Source organism: Allobosea sp. P1_B10 (assembly GCF_056406735.1).
In genome coordinates this window covers 1-14,085 of sequence record NZ_JBFTZP010000002.1, presented here as the reverse complement: position 1 = coordinate 14,085, position 14,085 = coordinate 1, and the positions used below count along the sequence as shown (strand labels likewise).

The 14,085-nt window shown below is 66.3% G+C and carries 14 protein-coding genes; 9 read left to right on the top strand and 5 right to left on the bottom strand.

Going from position 1 to position 14,085, the window contains the following annotated elements; all coding sequences use genetic code 11:
* Position 1: 1 nt before the first annotated feature.
* The 8 genes from AC1D2L_RS04740 to AC1D2L_RS04705 all read left to right on the top strand — a co-directional run bounded on the left by AC1D2L_RS04740 (position 2) and on the right by AC1D2L_RS04705 (position 9,013).
* Positions 2–793: an inositol monophosphatase family protein gene (locus tag AC1D2L_RS04740; RefSeq protein ID WP_476844689.1), complete on the top strand. Its 792-nt coding sequence runs from the start codon at positions 2–4 to the stop codon at positions 791–793.
* A gap of 57 nt (positions 794–850) precedes the next feature.
* Positions 851–1,909 carry an ABC transporter ATP-binding protein gene (locus tag AC1D2L_RS04735; RefSeq protein WP_476844688.1) on the top strand — a complete coding sequence of 353 codons (1,059 nt, stop codon included), beginning with the start codon at positions 851–853 and terminating at the stop codon, positions 1,907–1,909.
* Positions 1,906–3,549: an ABC transporter permease gene (locus tag AC1D2L_RS04730; protein ID WP_476844687.1), complete on the top strand. Its 1,644-nt coding sequence runs from the start codon at positions 1,906–1,908 to the stop codon at positions 3,547–3,549. Before AC1D2L_RS04735 ends, AC1D2L_RS04730 begins: the two co-directional genes overlap by 4 nt.
* 61 nt (positions 3,550–3,610) lie before the next feature.
* Positions 3,611–4,636, top strand: coding sequence for an extracellular solute-binding protein (locus tag AC1D2L_RS04725; protein ID WP_476844686.1), 1,026 nt, complete (start codon positions 3,611–3,613; stop codon positions 4,634–4,636).
* Between the two features lie 202 nt (positions 4,637–4,838).
* Positions 4,839–5,519, top strand: a complete 681-nt coding sequence (locus tag AC1D2L_RS04720) for a GntR family transcriptional regulator (protein WP_476844685.1) — start codon at positions 4,839–4,841, stop codon at positions 5,517–5,519.
* A 251-nt stretch (positions 5,520–5,770) separates the two neighbouring features.
* A complete protein-coding gene (locus tag AC1D2L_RS04715; protein WP_476844684.1) occupies positions 5,771–6,589 on the top strand; it encodes a chromate resistance protein ChrB domain-containing protein in 819 nt (272 codons plus the stop codon).
* Between the two features lie 11 nt (positions 6,590–6,600).
* Positions 6,601–8,010 (top strand): chromate efflux transporter, encoded by a 1,410-nt coding sequence (gene chrA, locus AC1D2L_RS04710; protein WP_476844683.1) that lies wholly within the window; start codon positions 6,601–6,603, stop codon positions 8,008–8,010.
* Between the two features lie 109 nt (positions 8,011–8,119).
* Complete coding sequence (locus AC1D2L_RS04705) at positions 8,120–9,013, top strand: LysR family transcriptional regulator (protein ID WP_476844682.1); 894 nt, start codon at positions 8,120–8,122, stop codon at positions 9,011–9,013.
* On the opposite strand, the gene AC1D2L_RS04700 is transcribed toward AC1D2L_RS04705, so the two are convergent.
* From AC1D2L_RS04700 to AC1D2L_RS04680, 5 genes are all read right to left on the bottom strand, one after another.
* Positions 8,966–9,718, bottom strand: a complete 753-nt coding sequence (locus AC1D2L_RS04700) for a DUF4405 domain-containing protein (RefSeq protein ID WP_476844681.1) — start codon at positions 9,716–9,718, stop codon at positions 8,966–8,968. The two genes, AC1D2L_RS04705 and AC1D2L_RS04700, sit on opposite strands and share 48 nt — an antisense overlap.
* 16 nt (positions 9,719–9,734) lie before the next feature.
* Positions 9,735–10,217 (bottom strand): cytochrome P460 family protein, encoded by a 483-nt coding sequence (locus AC1D2L_RS04695; RefSeq protein ID WP_476844680.1) that lies wholly within the window; start codon positions 10,215–10,217, stop codon positions 9,735–9,737.
* Positions 10,218–10,229: 12 nt separating this feature from the next.
* Entirely contained in the window at positions 10,230–10,700 is a 471-nt protein-coding gene (locus AC1D2L_RS04690; RefSeq protein WP_476844679.1) for a (R)-mandelonitrile lyase, read from the bottom strand.
* A gap of 8 nt (positions 10,701–10,708) precedes the next feature.
* Positions 10,709–11,128, bottom strand: a complete 420-nt coding sequence (locus AC1D2L_RS04685) for a carboxymuconolactone decarboxylase family protein (protein ID WP_476844678.1) — start codon at positions 11,126–11,128, stop codon at positions 10,709–10,711.
* A gap of 241 nt (positions 11,129–11,369) precedes the next feature.
* Positions 11,370–12,431 carry an alpha/beta hydrolase gene (locus AC1D2L_RS04680; protein WP_476844677.1) on the bottom strand — a complete coding sequence of 354 codons (1,062 nt, stop codon included), beginning with the start codon at positions 12,429–12,431 and terminating at the stop codon, positions 11,370–11,372.
* 193 nt (positions 12,432–12,624) lie between these two features.
* Here AC1D2L_RS04680 and AC1D2L_RS04675 point away from each other — a divergent pair.
* Positions 12,625–14,085 (top strand): cadherin-like domain-containing protein (locus AC1D2L_RS04675; protein ID WP_476844676.1); only part of this gene is annotated, 1,461 nt, incomplete at its 3' end.

Here is a 14,085-nt window from a genome sequence, read left to right as displayed (position 1 = left end):
TGTGATCGCGAGTGATGAGAACAGCTGGCTGGCCTTCGCGGACCTGATGGTCGCCGAGAGCGGCTCGATCCTGCGTGATGCGGCATCCGTTCGCCCGGACGTCGAGGTCAAGCCGGACCGCAGCTTCGTCACGGCGCTGGATGCGCGGATCGAACGCCGCCTGCGCGAGATGATCGCCGATCGGTTCCCGCGCCATGGCATCATCGGCGAGGAGGACGAACCGATCAATCCGGACGCCGAGTTCGTCTGGGTGCTCGATCCCATCGACGGCACCGCAGCCTTCATCGCCGGCATGCCGGTCTATGGCACCCTGATCTCCCTGATGCGCGATGGCGTGCCGATCCTGGGCGTCATCGACCACCCGGTGACCGGCGACCGCTGGATCGGCTTCGAGGGCCGTTCCACGACGCATAACGGCGCGCCTTGCCGGACCCGCGCCTGCGGCGGCCTGGCCGAGGCGATCATCTCCGCCAGCAATCCCGATTTCTTCGACGACGAGGAGCGCCCGGCGCTCGACGCCATGCGCGCCGCGACCGCCTGGCGGATCTGGGGCGGCGCCTGCATGAGCTACGGGCTGCTCGCCTCGGGGCGCACCGACGCCGCCATCGACACCCGCCTCAAGCTCTGGGACTTTGCGCCCTTCCGCCCGATCCTCGAAGGCGCCGGCGGCATCATCACCGACTGGGAGGGCGCTCCGATCACGCAGCAGACGGGCAAGCGAATTCTGGCGGCCGGCGATCCGGCGCGCCATCGCGACGCCCTGCGCCTGGTCGAACAGGCCATGAAGAACTGACATCACCGGCTCCGAGACGGCGACGATCCGCCGGGGCGGCCATTGCGGAGGGGTAACATGGGTATCGCGATCGAGGACCTCGCCGTGGCTTATGGCGGGCAAAGGGTGATCGACGGCCTCGAGCTCACGATCGAGCCCGGCTCCTTCTTCACCCTTCTCGGCCCCAGCGGCTGCGGCAAGACCACGCTGTTGCGCACGATCGCCGGCTTTATCACCGCCGAGCGCGGCCGCCTGCGCTTCGGCGACAAGGACGTCACGCATCTGCCGCCGCACAAACGCGACATCGGCATGGTGTTCCAGGACTACGCGCTCTTCCCCGACAAGACCGTTTTCGACAACGTCGCCTATGGCCTGCGCGCGCGAAAGCAGCCGGAAAGCCAGGTCAAGGCCAAGGTCGGCGCGGCGCTGGAACGCGTCGGGCTCGGTCATCTCGGCAATCGCCACCCGGCCGCGCTTTCGGGCGGCCAGCGCCAGCGTGTCGCGCTGGCCCGCGCGCTCGTCATCCAGCCTCTGGTGCTGCTGATGGACGAGCCCTTGTCCAATCTCGACGCGAAGCTGCGCGTCCAGGTCCGCGAGACCATCGTCGAACTGCAGCGCGAGGCGAAGATCACCACGGTCTTCGTCACGCATGACCGCGAGGAAGCGCTCGCTATGTCCGATCGCATCGGCGTGATGAACCAGGGCCGGCTCGAGCAGGTCGGCAGCCCCGCCGCGATCTATCGCGAACCCAGGACCGGCTATGTCGCCGACTTCGTCGGCGGCGCCAATCTGGTCGAGGTCGCGACGCAGGCGCGCCAGGCAGGCGAAGTCGGTGCAATCTCCCTCGATGGCGCGCCGATCAACGCCCGCGCTCCGTCGGCGCTCGCCGCCGGCAAGGCCATTCTCGTCGCGCGGCCAGAGGATATCGAACTGACCGAGCCTGGCCGGGACGGCGCGCTGCCGGCGACCGTCGCCCATCGTCAGTATCTCGGTGGCAAGACCAGCTACAAGATCATGCTCGCCAGCGGCCGCAGCGTTGCGGTCGATCTCCAGAACGGCGCACATGACCGCTTCGAGCCCGGGGCGTCGGTCGGGCTCGTCTTCGATCCCAACAAGACCCTGGTGCTGGCGTCGTGACCGCGCAGCTGCGCTCGGTCTGGTTCTGGTTCTCGGCGCTGGCGCTCGCGATCCTGGCCGTGTTTCTGCTTTATCCGCTGTTCAACGTCCTGACCGGCAGCTTCGGCGGGGCGAGCGGGCGCTCCGGCTGGAGCATGGTCGCCGGCGATCCGAAATACGCCGCCGCGATCGTCAACACGATCCTGCTCGGCATAGCCGTCACGATCACGACGACGCTGATCGGCGTGCCGCTGGCCTATTTTACAGCGCGCTTCGAGTTTCCTGGCAAAAGCATCGTCGCCGTACTCCCGCTGGTCACGCTGGTGATACCCGAGGTCATCGCCGCACAGACCTGGCTCATGATGCTGGGGAATAACGGTTTCATCACGCGCTGGCTCGGCGCGCGCGGCATGGACATCCCGAGCTTCTACGGCTGGCCCGGCCTGATCACGGTGATGACCTTCACCTATTACACCTATGTCTATATCGGCACCCTGGCCGCGATCCGCGGCTTCGACGTCCAGCTCGAGGAGGCCGCCCAGAGCCTCGGCACCTCCCCTGCCCGCTCTCGGCTGAAGGTCATGTTGCCGGTGGTTCTGCCGGCGGTGCTGGCAAGCGCGCTCCTCGTCTTCACCCTCGTCGTCGGGAATTTTGCCACCGCCACCATCCTGGGCAGCCGCGTGCCACTGCTCTCGGTGCTGACCTATCAGGCCGCCGTCGCCGAAGGCGGCTCCGATCCTGTGATGCAGTCGACCCTTGCGACCGTCTCGATCGCGCTCGTCATGATCGTCCTGTTCGCGCAACGCTGGATCGTCTCGCGCGGCCGCCACGAGGTGACGCAGGGCCGCGGCGCACGCGCCGAACGTTTGCGCGGGGTGGCGGGCCTCGTCACGGGGCTCCTGGCCGGCGTCATCGTCGTCGTCTCGCTGCTGCCGCTTGGCTCGATCCTGGTCGGCGCCTTCACCGTGTCGCGCGGCCCGGTCATGCGCTGGGGCGAATGGACCACGACCCATGTTGAGCGGCTGTTCCGGCTGGCTCCCGACCCGGTCCTGAACACGCTCGCCTATTCTGCCGTGGCGACGGTGATCGGCATCACCTTCAGCGCGCTGGTGAGCTATCTGATCGTCAAGAAGCGCAACATCCTGACGCCGCTGCTGGACTATCTCACCGCCCTGCCGCTCGCGCTGTCAGGCACCATCATCGGCATAGGCCTGCTGATGTCCTTCAACACGGGCTTCCTGCCGATAACCGGGACCGCGAGCATCATCGTGCTGGCCTATGTCGTGCGCCGCCTTCCGTTCGGCATCCGCAACTCGTCATCGACGCTCTACAATATCCCGAACTCCATCGAGGAGGCCTCGATCAGCCTCGGCGTGCCGCCGGTGGCCACCTTCTTCAAGGTCGTGCTGCCGCTGATGCTGCCGGCCGTCGCGGCCGCGGCCGTGCTGACCTGGACGACCACGGTCGCCGAACTCTCCGCCTCGATCATCGTCTATTCCGGCGGCCGCGAGACCATGCCGATCCAGATCTACAAGCTGATCGACTCCAATCTGATGGCGCAGGCCTCGGCATACGGGCTGGTGCTGGTCGCGGTGATCCTGATTCCCATCATCGTCGCCACCCGCGTCTTCAAGATCGACCTGTTCTCGTCGAAGAGCTGAACCGGGACATTTGAAATTCGGCCGGCCGACATCCCGCGGCGGCCTTACAGAGGGGAAAACCATGAAGGGACCCGCCATGACCGCAACCATCGACCGCCGCACCCTGCTCGCCGGGCTTGCCGGCCTCGCAGCCGCGCCGAGCCTCAGCCCCGCCCTGGCGCAGGGCGCCTCCGGCTCCGTCGTGCTCTACACCTCCAACAATGCTCAGGCGGTCGACTCGATCCTCGGCGTCGCCAAGGAGAAGCTGCCCAACCTGAAGATCAGCACGATCACCGGAGGCTCGGGCCAGCTTCTACGCCGCATCGAGGCGGAAGCCGCCAAGCCTCAGGCCGACCTGTTCTGGAGTTCGAGCGCCAACACGCTGGGCGCCTTCACGCAGCTGTTCGAGCCCTATTCCTCTCCCGAGGCCGCCAGCATCCCGGCCGCGCTGCGCCACCCGCAAAACCTCTGGACTGCCTCGAACGTCCATCTCGTCGTCGCCATGGTCAACAAGAACCAGCTCGGCGGCACCGCGTCTCCCAAGACCTGGAAAGACCTGATCGACCCCGCCTTCAAGGGCAAGATCATCATTGCCGACCCCGCCAACAGCTCGACCGCCTATACGATCCTCTGGGGCGTCGACAAGCTGCTCGGCCCCGATGCGCTGAAGGCCCTGGCCCTCAATCTCACCGTATCGAGCGCCGCCTCGACCGTGCTGCGCGCCGTCGCGCAGGGCGAATATTCGGTCGGCCTGACCTTCGAGTCGAACGCCTATGCCTATGTCGCCGGCGGCCAGCGCGAGATCTCGCTGCTCTATCCCGCGGACGGCACCTTCCAGACCCCCGAGTTCCAGGTGCTGGTGAAGGGTGCTCCCGCCGGCGTCGCGGCGCGCTCCGCCTATGACCTGATGCTCTCCAAGGAGGTCCAGATCGCGCTGCTGGAGAACGCGTTCCGTCGCCCCAGCCGCTCGGACATCGACGTCTCCAAGCATGTCGAATTGCCCGCCATCGGCAGCGTCAAGATCTTCGAGATCGACGAGGCCGACGCCGCCGCCAAGCGCGACGAATTCCTCAAGCGCTGGCAGTCCTACGCCAGCGCCGCAAAATGACAGCCACCGAGTGAGCTTCGCCTAGCGACCACCGCGCGGCGATCAGCAGGGTGCAAACCTCCTCCCGCGCGACCATGTGGCCGTGCGGGAGCCTCAGGCCAGGGACGTCACCGAAGCGTCACGTGCCGGGTGTAGATGATCTACAATCCACCAACCGATGGCGCGCTTCCCGCGAGGCGCGAATTTGGGAGCATGTCCTTTCATGGCCGCAGACGCGCAGCCGATACGTAAGGGCCTGCAGCACAAGACACTTGCGGAGGCGGTAACTGCCGAGCTGCGCCGCCGCATCCTCGACGGCGAAATCCCCGCCGGCATGCAACTGCGCCAGGGTGCGCTCGCGGAAGAGCTTGGCACGAGCCGCATCCCTCTGCGCGAAGCCTTCCTGCAGCTCGAGGGTGAAGGCCTCGTCAAGGTCAACGCCCATCGTGGCGCGGTCGTCGCGCAGCTGAGCTCGGAGCAGATCGACGAACTCTTCGAACTGCGCGCCACCCTGGAGCCGCTGCTGCTGCGGCATTCGGCCCCGATGCTGACGGCCGAGGACTACAGTGGGATCGATGCGCTCCTCGATGAGTACACGCATGAGCTCAGGCTCCAGAACGTGCGCCGCTGGGGCGAGCTCAACGCCGCCTTCCACCGCCAGCTCTACCGCCATGCGCGCCGGCCCCGCGCCATGGCGCTGGTCGAGAACTTCCTGCAGGAATGCGACCGTCACACCCGTATCCAGCTGTCCCTCTCGGGAGCCATGGAACGCGCCGAGGAGGAGCACCGCGAGCTGCTGCGCCTGTGCCGGAGCGGCCAAGTGGAGCAGGCCTGCGAGACGTTGCGCAGCCACATCCTCAACGTGGCCGCATCGCTGAAGCGCTTTATCGGACAGGACGGCTAGGCGTGGGGAATGAGGAAGCGCGATCTCGGGCGCGATCACATCGACTGTTGCGGCCATATGCCGGCTCGATCGCAGGCATCGCAGAAGCCAGCCTGCGGACCGCCCGGGTTCAAGGCAGCGCCGTCCCCGCTGCTGTTGCAAGCCGGCGCGCCTTATGGTTCAAGATTGCCGCAAGGGGTTCTTCGCGACGACCCCGTGAGGCGTCAGCCCAATGTTCGCGTCCACTTTCCTCGAGTCAGGGATGGACGCCCATGTCTTCCAACATCCAGATCACCGCTGCCCAGTTGTCACGGCTTGTCGGCTTGCCCGGCGCGCCGACGATCATCGATGTCCGGATCGCCGACGATGTCGCGCTCGACGCGCGCATCCTGCCGGCCGCCGAGCATCGGTCCCACAAGGACGTAGCGGGCTGGGCCCGCGACTATACCGGTCACCGCGCTGTCGTTGTTTGCCAGCGTGGACAGAAGCTGAGCGAGGGCGTCGCCGCCTGGCTCAGGCACGAGGGCGTCGAAGCCGAGAACCTGGCAGGCGGCTTCGAGGCCTGGCGCGATGCCGGCGGCCTTCTGGCCTCCACGGCCAAGCTCCCCTCACGCGACGCAGCCGGGCGGACGCTGTGGGTCACGCGTGCGCGCCCGAAGGTCGACCGGATCGCATGTCCCTGGCTGATACGGCGCTTCATCGATCCCAAAGCCGTCTTCCTGTTCGTCTCGGCGGCGGAGGTGCGCGACGTCGCCGACCGGTTCGGCGCGACGCCCTTCGACATCGACGACGTCTTCTGGAGCCACCGCGGCGAGCGCTGCACCTTCGACATCATGATCGAGGAGTTCGGGCTCGCCTCGCCCGCGCTCGATCGGCTGGCGACGATCGTGCGGGCTGCCGATACCGCACGTCCCGACCTCTCGCCCCAGGCTCCCGGTTTCCTCGCCGCCTCGCTGGGCCTGTCGCGAATGTTCAGGGATGACCTCGAGCAGCTTGATGCAGGCATGCTGCTCTATGACGCCTTCTACCGATGGTGCCGGGATGCAACCGAGGAAACGCACAACTGGCCGACACCCCAGAAGGCCGCGTGAGGGAGAGCGCCATGACCCTCGCGACCTCTCAAGTCGACAGCGTCCCCGCTCCGTCCGCTCCGTCCGCTCCGACCTTCGCCCAGGCCGTGCGAGTCTGGGCAAGGATCGGGCTTCTCAGCTTCGGCGGCCCTGCCGGCCAGATCGCCCTGATGCACAGGGAACTGGTCGAGGAGCGGCGCTGGATCGGCGAACAGCGTTTCCTGCACGCCCTCAACTACTGCATGCTCCTGCCCGGGCCCGAGGCACAGCAGCTAGCCGTGTATATCGGCTGGCTGATGCACCGCACGATGGGCGGCCTGGTCGCCGGCCTGCTCTTCATCATTCCCGGCACGCTCGTGATGTTGGGTCTGAGCCTGCTCTACGTCGTCTATCGCCAGGTCCCGCTGGTCGACGCCATCTTCTTCGGCGTCAAGGCGGCGGTGCTGGCGGTCGTCATCGAGGCCGGCCTCAGGATCGGCCGGCGTGCGCTGAAGAACCGGGCCATGATGCTGATCGCGGTCGCGGCCTTCATCGGGATCTACCTGCTCAAGATCCCGTTCCCGATCATCATCCTGTCTGCCGGTATCGTCGGTTGGCTGGGCAGCCGCTACGCGCTGGCCGCGTTCGCCAGCGGCGGCCATGGCAAAAATGACGGCGCGCCCGAGTTCAAGGGCGTCGTCGACCTGATGTTCGACCGAGGTGAGCTCGCGCATGCAACGCCATCGGCCGCGAAGGCGCTGCGGGTGTGCGCCATCTGGCTTCCACTTTGGCTCGGGCCAGTCGCGCTGCTCTGGTTGCTGACCGGGCAGGCCAGCGTCTGGACGCATATCGGCGGCTTTTTCAGCACGATGGCGGTCGTGACATTCGGCGGAGCCTATGCGGTGCTCGCCTATGTCGCGCAGGCAGCGGTCGAGACCTTCGGGTGGCTTCAGCCCGGCGAGATGGTCGATGGGCTCGGTCTCGCGGAGACGACGCCGGGCCCGCTGATCCTGGTTCTGCAATTCGTCGGTTTCCTCGCAGCCTATCGCTCGCCGGGAGCGCTCGACCCTGTCTTGGCCGGTAGCCTCGGGGCCCTCCTGACGGTCTGGGTCACCTTCGCGCCGTGCTTCTTCTGGATCTTTCTCGGCGCGCCTTATGTCGAGGCCCTGCGCGGCAACAAGGGGCTCTCTGCCGCCCTCACCGCGATTACGGCGGCAGTCGTCGGCGTGGTGATGAACCTGGCGCTGTGGTTCGCGCTTCACGTCCTGTTCCGGGAGGTGCGTTCCGTGGCAGTCTTCGGACTCGCGCCCGACCTGCCGGTGCTGTCATCGCTGGACTGGCGGGCGGCCCTGCTCAGCCTTTGCGCGCTGGTCGCGATGCTGCGCTTCAAGGTCGGCATGATCCCGACGCTCGCAGCCTCCGCCCTCGCCGGCGTGCTGCTCAGCTACGCGCTCGCGGGGTGAACAATCCCAGGCTGGCGCGGCCGGAAAGTTGCTCGCAGGTGGTTTGGGTCTGGCATAACTACACGATCTGGCGTCATGATCGGCATTCGCCCATAAGGCAGGCTAATCAATGGCGCATCCGAATTTTAACGAGCTTGCCGCGTTCGCCATGGTCGCGCGCGAGCGCAGCTTCACCAAGGCCGGCGCCAAGCTTGGCATCTCGCAATCTGCGTTGAGCCAGACCATCAAGGGGCTGGAGGAACGTCTCAAGCTTCGACTGCTCACCCGTACGACGCGCAGTGTCGCTCCGACCGAAGCCGGCCTGCGGCTTCTCGCGACTGTCGAGCCACGCTTCGAGGAGATCGAGGCCGAGATCGCGGCCCTGGGTGAGTTGCGCGGCAAGGCGGCAGGCACGGTCCGCATTACCGCGGGCGAGCACGCGGCTATTTCAATCCTGCAGCCGGCCTTGAACAGGATCCTGCCCGGTCATCCCGACATCAAGGTCGAGATCATCGTCGACTACGCCCTCGTCGATATCGTTTCGGGCAGTTTCGACGCGGGCGTGCGCCTGGGAGAGCAACTGGCCAAGGACATGGTCGCCGTTCGCATCGGCCCCGAGATGCGGATGGCCGTCGTCGCCTCTCCCGCCTATTTCGAGCGGTACCCGATCCCCGAAGCGCCGCAGGATCTGACGGAGCACAACTGCATCGGGTCGCGCCTGCCGACCTATGGCGGATTGTTTGCCTGGGGGCTGGAGAAGAACGGCCATGAGATCAAGGTTCGCTCGGACGGGCAGCTGGTCTTCAACAGCCTGGCGATGCGCCTGAACTCGGCACTCGACGGCTTGGGCCTGGCCTATCTGCCGGAAGATCACGCCCTGCCGCATATTCGCGCGGGACGGCTGGTGCGCGTGCTCGAAGACTGGTGCGCGCCGTTTCCCGGCTATCACCTGTATTATCCCAGCCGCCGACACTCCTCATCGGCTTTGTCGGTCCTCGTCGATGCCTTGCGCTATCGCGACTGATGCGGTGCGCGCCAGCTGACCGCCCCGTTTGCTCCGGCCATCCGCTGATTGCATCAGCCTGAGCCCGTAATAGGTCAGAACCATCACCATTCCGGCCGCCGCTCCGCAGTGGATGAAGAAGCCCGCTACCGATTCCTCGAAATTCCACCAGTCCAGCGTCATCCGCATGGAGAGCTTTCCGCCGAGGCCGAGCACGATGCAGCTCCAGGCGCCATGAAGGGCGACCGCCAACACGATGGCACGCAATATGACGGTTCGCGAACGGCTGGGTGCCTTGATGCCGAACAGAGTGCGGCCGACGCCCATCAGCATTGGCCGGCGCAGCCCGAGATGGATCGCGACGATGACCAGCACCCAGTACGCCGACAGCGTGTGGATCTGTCGCATCGTGAAGCCGCCCCAGGGCGGGAGGTACGGCGCCAGCGCGTTCGAGATCAATGTGCTGGTGACGACCAGCGCCAGCATGGCGGCGAGAAGTGCCCATGTGACGCCGAGATTGAACAGGCTGCGCGGGGCGCGCCGTGTTTTCAGCATAGCTGCCCACCAGCGCCGGTTGAAGATGTTGTGCGCGATCAGGAGCACGAACATCGACGTTCCCGCCACCTCGTGGACGACGTTGCCCATCCACCAATAGGCGAAGCCGAGCAGCAGCAGGGCCGCCGTCAATCCATCCAGCCAGAGCCGGAAGAGGAACAGTCGCGTCACGATCGGAGCTCCCGCGCTATTCGACCGGCGTGCCGTTGAAACGGGGAATGCGGGAGCCGGTGAAGAGGTACTCCGCTCCCGACTGGCTGCTGTGACAGGACTGGCAGCGGGCAGTGTTCTCCGCCGTGTTGATCGTCCTGTCCGGCCAGAACCATTGGAACTGCCAGTCTCCGGTGCGGCGGCGCTCGTCGTAGTCGGCGCCCCAGCCCTGCCCCTTCTCCATCACGAAGTAGCGGAAAAGCTTGCCATCTCGATAGTCGACGAGGACGAAGTGCGTGCCTGCAGGCACTGGCTGACGGTTCTTCACCGCCTCCATGGCGGCCGGGGTCGTCATGATGTGCTCGGTCACGTTGCCGCGCCGCACCGTGGTGTAGTGCACGAGCTTGTCGAGCTCGGGGAAAGTTGTGCGGGTCGCCTCGGCATGGACCTGCCAGCCCATGGTTAGGACCGCGGCGATCGACAGGCCAGCCATCGCGATCTGGAACTTGGGAAGCGTCATGTTCGCGTTGCCCTATCGCCTGTACTGCTCGTCGGAGACATGCTCCAACCACTCGACGGTTTTGCCATCGAGCGCCTCCGAGATCGCGACATGCGTCATGCCCGCGCCCGCCGTGGCGCCATGCCAGTGCTTCACGCCAGGCGGGATCCAGACGGTGTCGCCCGGCTTGATCTCCTGTGCCGGGCCGTCCCAATGCTGCACCAGCCCGAGGCCGGCTATGACCACCAGCGTCTGGCCCAGCGGGTGAGTGTGCCAGGCGGTTCGCGCGCCGGGCTCGAAGGTTACGGTGCCGCCGCTGATCCGGGCCGGCTGACTGCCCTGGAAGCGGCCGTCGACCCGCACCGTGCCGGTGAAGTTCTGGGCGGGGCCAGCCGCCGGCGGCTGCGAGCCTGCGCGCTGGACGATGACGGGCTGAGCGGGCTGCGACAGCGCTGCGGCAGCGGGAGCCAGTCCTGCAAGGACGGCGGAGACGCGAACGAGCATGTAGGCTCTCATTTCGGCTTGAACACCTCGCGAGCCACGCCGATCGCCGCGATGGCGTTCGGCCAGCCGGCATAGAAGGCCAACTGCGTGATCGCCTCGACGATCTCCTCCTCCTTGACCCCGTTGGTGCGCGCCAGCGCGATATGCGAGCGCAACTGTTCGGGACGGTTCAGGGCGATCAAGGCGGCGACAGTGACGAGGCTGCGGTCGCGCTTGGCGAGGCCTGGGCGTTCCCAGATGTCGCCGAACAGAACGTTATCCGTCAGCTCCGCCATTTTCGGAGCGATGTCGCCCATGAGTTGCTGCGCGCGGGACGGCGCCTTCGCAGCCGCTGGCTGGGCCGGTGCGGGAACCTGGGATTGAGCCAGAGCGGGCAGAGAGGAGCCCAGCAGCAGTGCGGCGACCGACGCGCCAAGGACGATTTGCATCGAGGAACTCCAGTTGGTCAGGGGATGCGGCCAGCAGGTCAGTTGCGGCCGGCGACAAGGGGGCGGGCGAAGAAGGGTGTGAGCTTGCCCATCGCGACTTCGACATACCGGGGCACCCAATAGATCCCGATGTGGGTTAACCCGGCGATTTCGAAGAGCTCCTTGTCCGCGATGCCGGACGGTTCATGGTGAGGGTCCTCTCAGACCCTCGGCGAATGCGGAACGGCACGCGTTGCCCGTGTCAGTCCAGCGTCTTCTCGGACAGGAATTTCGAGACCTGGTCGGCGATATCGACATTGTTCAGGTCGGAAAAAGGAAAGTGCGTGTTGCCCCGGATACCGATCTCGGGGAGATGGACGAGCTTCACCTGCCCACCGTGCTTGTTGACCGTGTCGGCCCACATCCGAGCCATTTCCAACCGCCCGCGCCAGGCGTCCTGCGTCGGCACATCGCTGGGCTTGGCCGGGATGTTGTCACCGTAGAAGATCAGGATCGGGAGCTTCGTCAGGGCGACGAAATCCGTCATCGGAACCGGCACGCCCTCGAGGGTGTCGAAGGAGGTTGGAACCGGCTTGGGGAGTTCCCCTTGTGGGAAGACGAAACCGCTGCCGGGCTCGAACGCGATGATCGCCTTGACGTTCTGGCTCTTGATCGCGGTCAGCCAGCCGGGACCACCGCTCTGCGAATGCGTCATCAGGATGCCGGGACCGATTTTCGCGAACAGGGCGGAGACACCGTCCGAGATCAGCTTCCCGTCATAGGGTCCCGTATTGGGCGTCATCGCTCGAAAATACTGGTTCAGCGTCTCCGGCTTCCGGTCGAACTGGACGCCATCGAAATAGTTCGGCCACAGGCCGACCCGAAACTGCCCGAACCAGAATTGCTCGTCCGGCACCGGCTTGATCGTGGCCTCGACCGTGCTGCGACCGGCATTACCCCGGCGCGGCTGATCGATCAGGTAAGTCGCGAAGCTGCGGCGCAGGAACAGGGTCTGGAATCCCTCGCGCCCATCAGGCGTCGTCTCCCAGGTCTTCGAGAACTGCCCAGCGCCATGCCACATCACGATCGGCAGGCCCCGGGCGTTCACCGGCACCTGGTAGAAGGCGTAAAGGTGATCGCCATGGAAGCTCTGCCCGGCCGGTAGAAGCGGCTTGAGCGGGTCGAAGCTGCCGGGCGCAGTCGTGACCGCACCCCCGACAGCGAAGCTGCCCTGGTCCTGGATCGCAAGCGGTTCGTTGCGGTTGGTCTGTTGTGCGCTCGCAGGGAGCGACGCCAGCGCCGCGGCGCCTAGCAGGAACGCCATCCTGGCACGGCAAATCTTCGCGGTCCTGGACCTCAACGGTGCGGCCTCTGGCACCGGGTCGTCTGCAGCGTTCGTCGAGAACCGCTCGGTCCCCGTCTCACCGAATGCGACGCTGATCGACCAGGATACGGGCAGTCTCGTCTCGCTCAATGCAACGCTGCTGGCCCGCCCGGATGGAAATGCGGTGGAGCGCTTGAGCCTCGATACCGCCGCCGCTAGCACCGCTGCCACCGCGGGGCTCGCCATTAGCTATACGGCGTCCACCGGTGTGCTCAGCATTTCCGGGAGTGCGTCGACGGCAACCTACCAGGCCATCCTGCGCGGCCTTTTCTACGAGAATGGCAGCGACCAGCCCTCCACGGCGGCCAGGACGGTCCGGGTGGTGGCGAGCGACGGCACCGAAGCCAGCGTCGCGCGGGATGGGAGCGTCTCGATCACGCGCGTCAACGATGCCCCGGTGCTGGATCTCAATGGCGCAGCGGCGGGAACCGGCGTGGGGCTGTCACATCAGACCGGCGCGGCAGCCATCCAACTCGCCGCCCTTGCGACCGTCACAGATATCGACTCTCCGAATTTCGGCGGCGGGTCGCTGCGCGTGGCCATCACGGAGAACGGCTCAGCCAGTGACCAACTCCGGATCCTGACGGATACGACCGTGACGATGTCCGGGACGACCGTACGGGTCAACGGGACCGGCATCGGGACGGTCTCGGGAGGAACGAGCGGCACCGATCTCGTGGTGAGCCTGAGTACGAGCGCCACCGTCGCTGCCGTCCAGACGCTTCTTCAACATGTCGCGTTCTCGGCTGGCGCGGGCAGCGCGACGGCGACGCGACAGGTCATGTTCACCCTCAACGACGGCGACGGAACCGCCAATGGCGGCCAGACAGTTGCCACCGCTGCAGCGACGATCACGCTCACCGCAGGGCAAGGCAATGTCGCCCCGACGCTGACGGGCGATCTCAAGGCGACGATCGYCAACGCCAGCACCTACCAGTTCACCACCAGCGACATCTTCTTCACCGACCCCGACGACAATCCCGCCGGCGTGACCTTCACGGTCAGCAACATCGACAACGGCTTCATCCGCCGYGACGGCACCGCCGTCTCCAGCTTCACGGCCGAACAGCTTGCGGCCGGCCGCATCACCTATTGGCATGACGGCACGGAGCCGGTCGGCAGCTTCAGGATCTCGGTCGAGGACGGGAACGAGGACGGCTCGCCGCCCGTCGCGCAGAATTTCGTGTTCACCGTCACGACGGGAACGGTAAACGTCGCACCGACCCTGACCGGTGACCTCCGGAGCGCTGTCGCCAGTGGCGGCACCTATGTGCTGGGCCAGGCGGACCTCTTCTATACCGACCCCGACGACAGCGCGACGGGCGTCGCCTTCACGGCCTCAGGCATTGCGGGCGGTTCGCTCCTGGTCGGAGGGGTGGCAGCCACGAGCTTCACACCGCAGCAGCTTTCTGCCGGACAGGTCGCCTTCCGCCATGATGGCGTCGCGACCACGCCGTCCTTCGCCGTCTCGGTCGAGGATGGCAATGAGGACGGATCGGCGCCGGTGGCACGCACATTTGTCATCGATGTCGGAGGGGGCGGCGGCGGTTCCAGCCTCGACCCGGTTCCAGCCTCGACCTTTCCGGCGCTGTGC

Coding starts and splice junctions, on each gene's coding strand:
- AC1D2L_RS04735 (WP_476844688.1), top strand. CDS start 851: ATGGGTATCGCGATCGAGGACCTCGCCGTGGCTTATGGCGGGCAAAGG.
- AC1D2L_RS04725 (WP_476844686.1), top strand. CDS start 3,611: ATGAAGGGACCCGCCATGACCGCAACCATCGACCGCCGCACCCTGCTC.
- AC1D2L_RS04720 (WP_476844685.1), top strand. CDS start 4,839: ATGGCCGCAGACGCGCAGCCGATACGTAAGGGCCTGCAGCACAAGACA.
- AC1D2L_RS04715 (WP_476844684.1), top strand. CDS start 5,771: ATGTCTTCCAACATCCAGATCACCGCTGCCCAGTTGTCACGGCTTGTC.
- chrA (WP_476844683.1), top strand. CDS start 6,601: ATGACCCTCGCGACCTCTCAAGTCGACAGCGTCCCCGCTCCGTCCGCT.
- AC1D2L_RS04705 (WP_476844682.1), top strand. CDS start 8,120: ATGGCGCATCCGAATTTTAACGAGCTTGCCGCGTTCGCCATGGTCGCG.
- AC1D2L_RS04695 (WP_476844680.1), bottom strand. CDS start 10,217: ATGACGCTTCCCAAGTTCCAGATCGCGATGGCTGGCCTGTCGATCGCC.
- AC1D2L_RS04690 (WP_476844679.1), bottom strand. CDS start 10,700: ATGCTCGTTCGCGTCTCCGCCGTCCTTGCAGGACTGGCTCCCGCTGCC.
- AC1D2L_RS04685 (WP_476844678.1), bottom strand. CDS start 11,128: ATGCAAATCGTCCTTGGCGCGTCGGTCGCCGCACTGCTGCTGGGCTCC.
- AC1D2L_RS04680 (WP_476844677.1), bottom strand. CDS start 12,431: ATGGCGTTCCTGCTAGGCGCCGCGGCGCTGGCGTCGCTCCCTGCGAGC.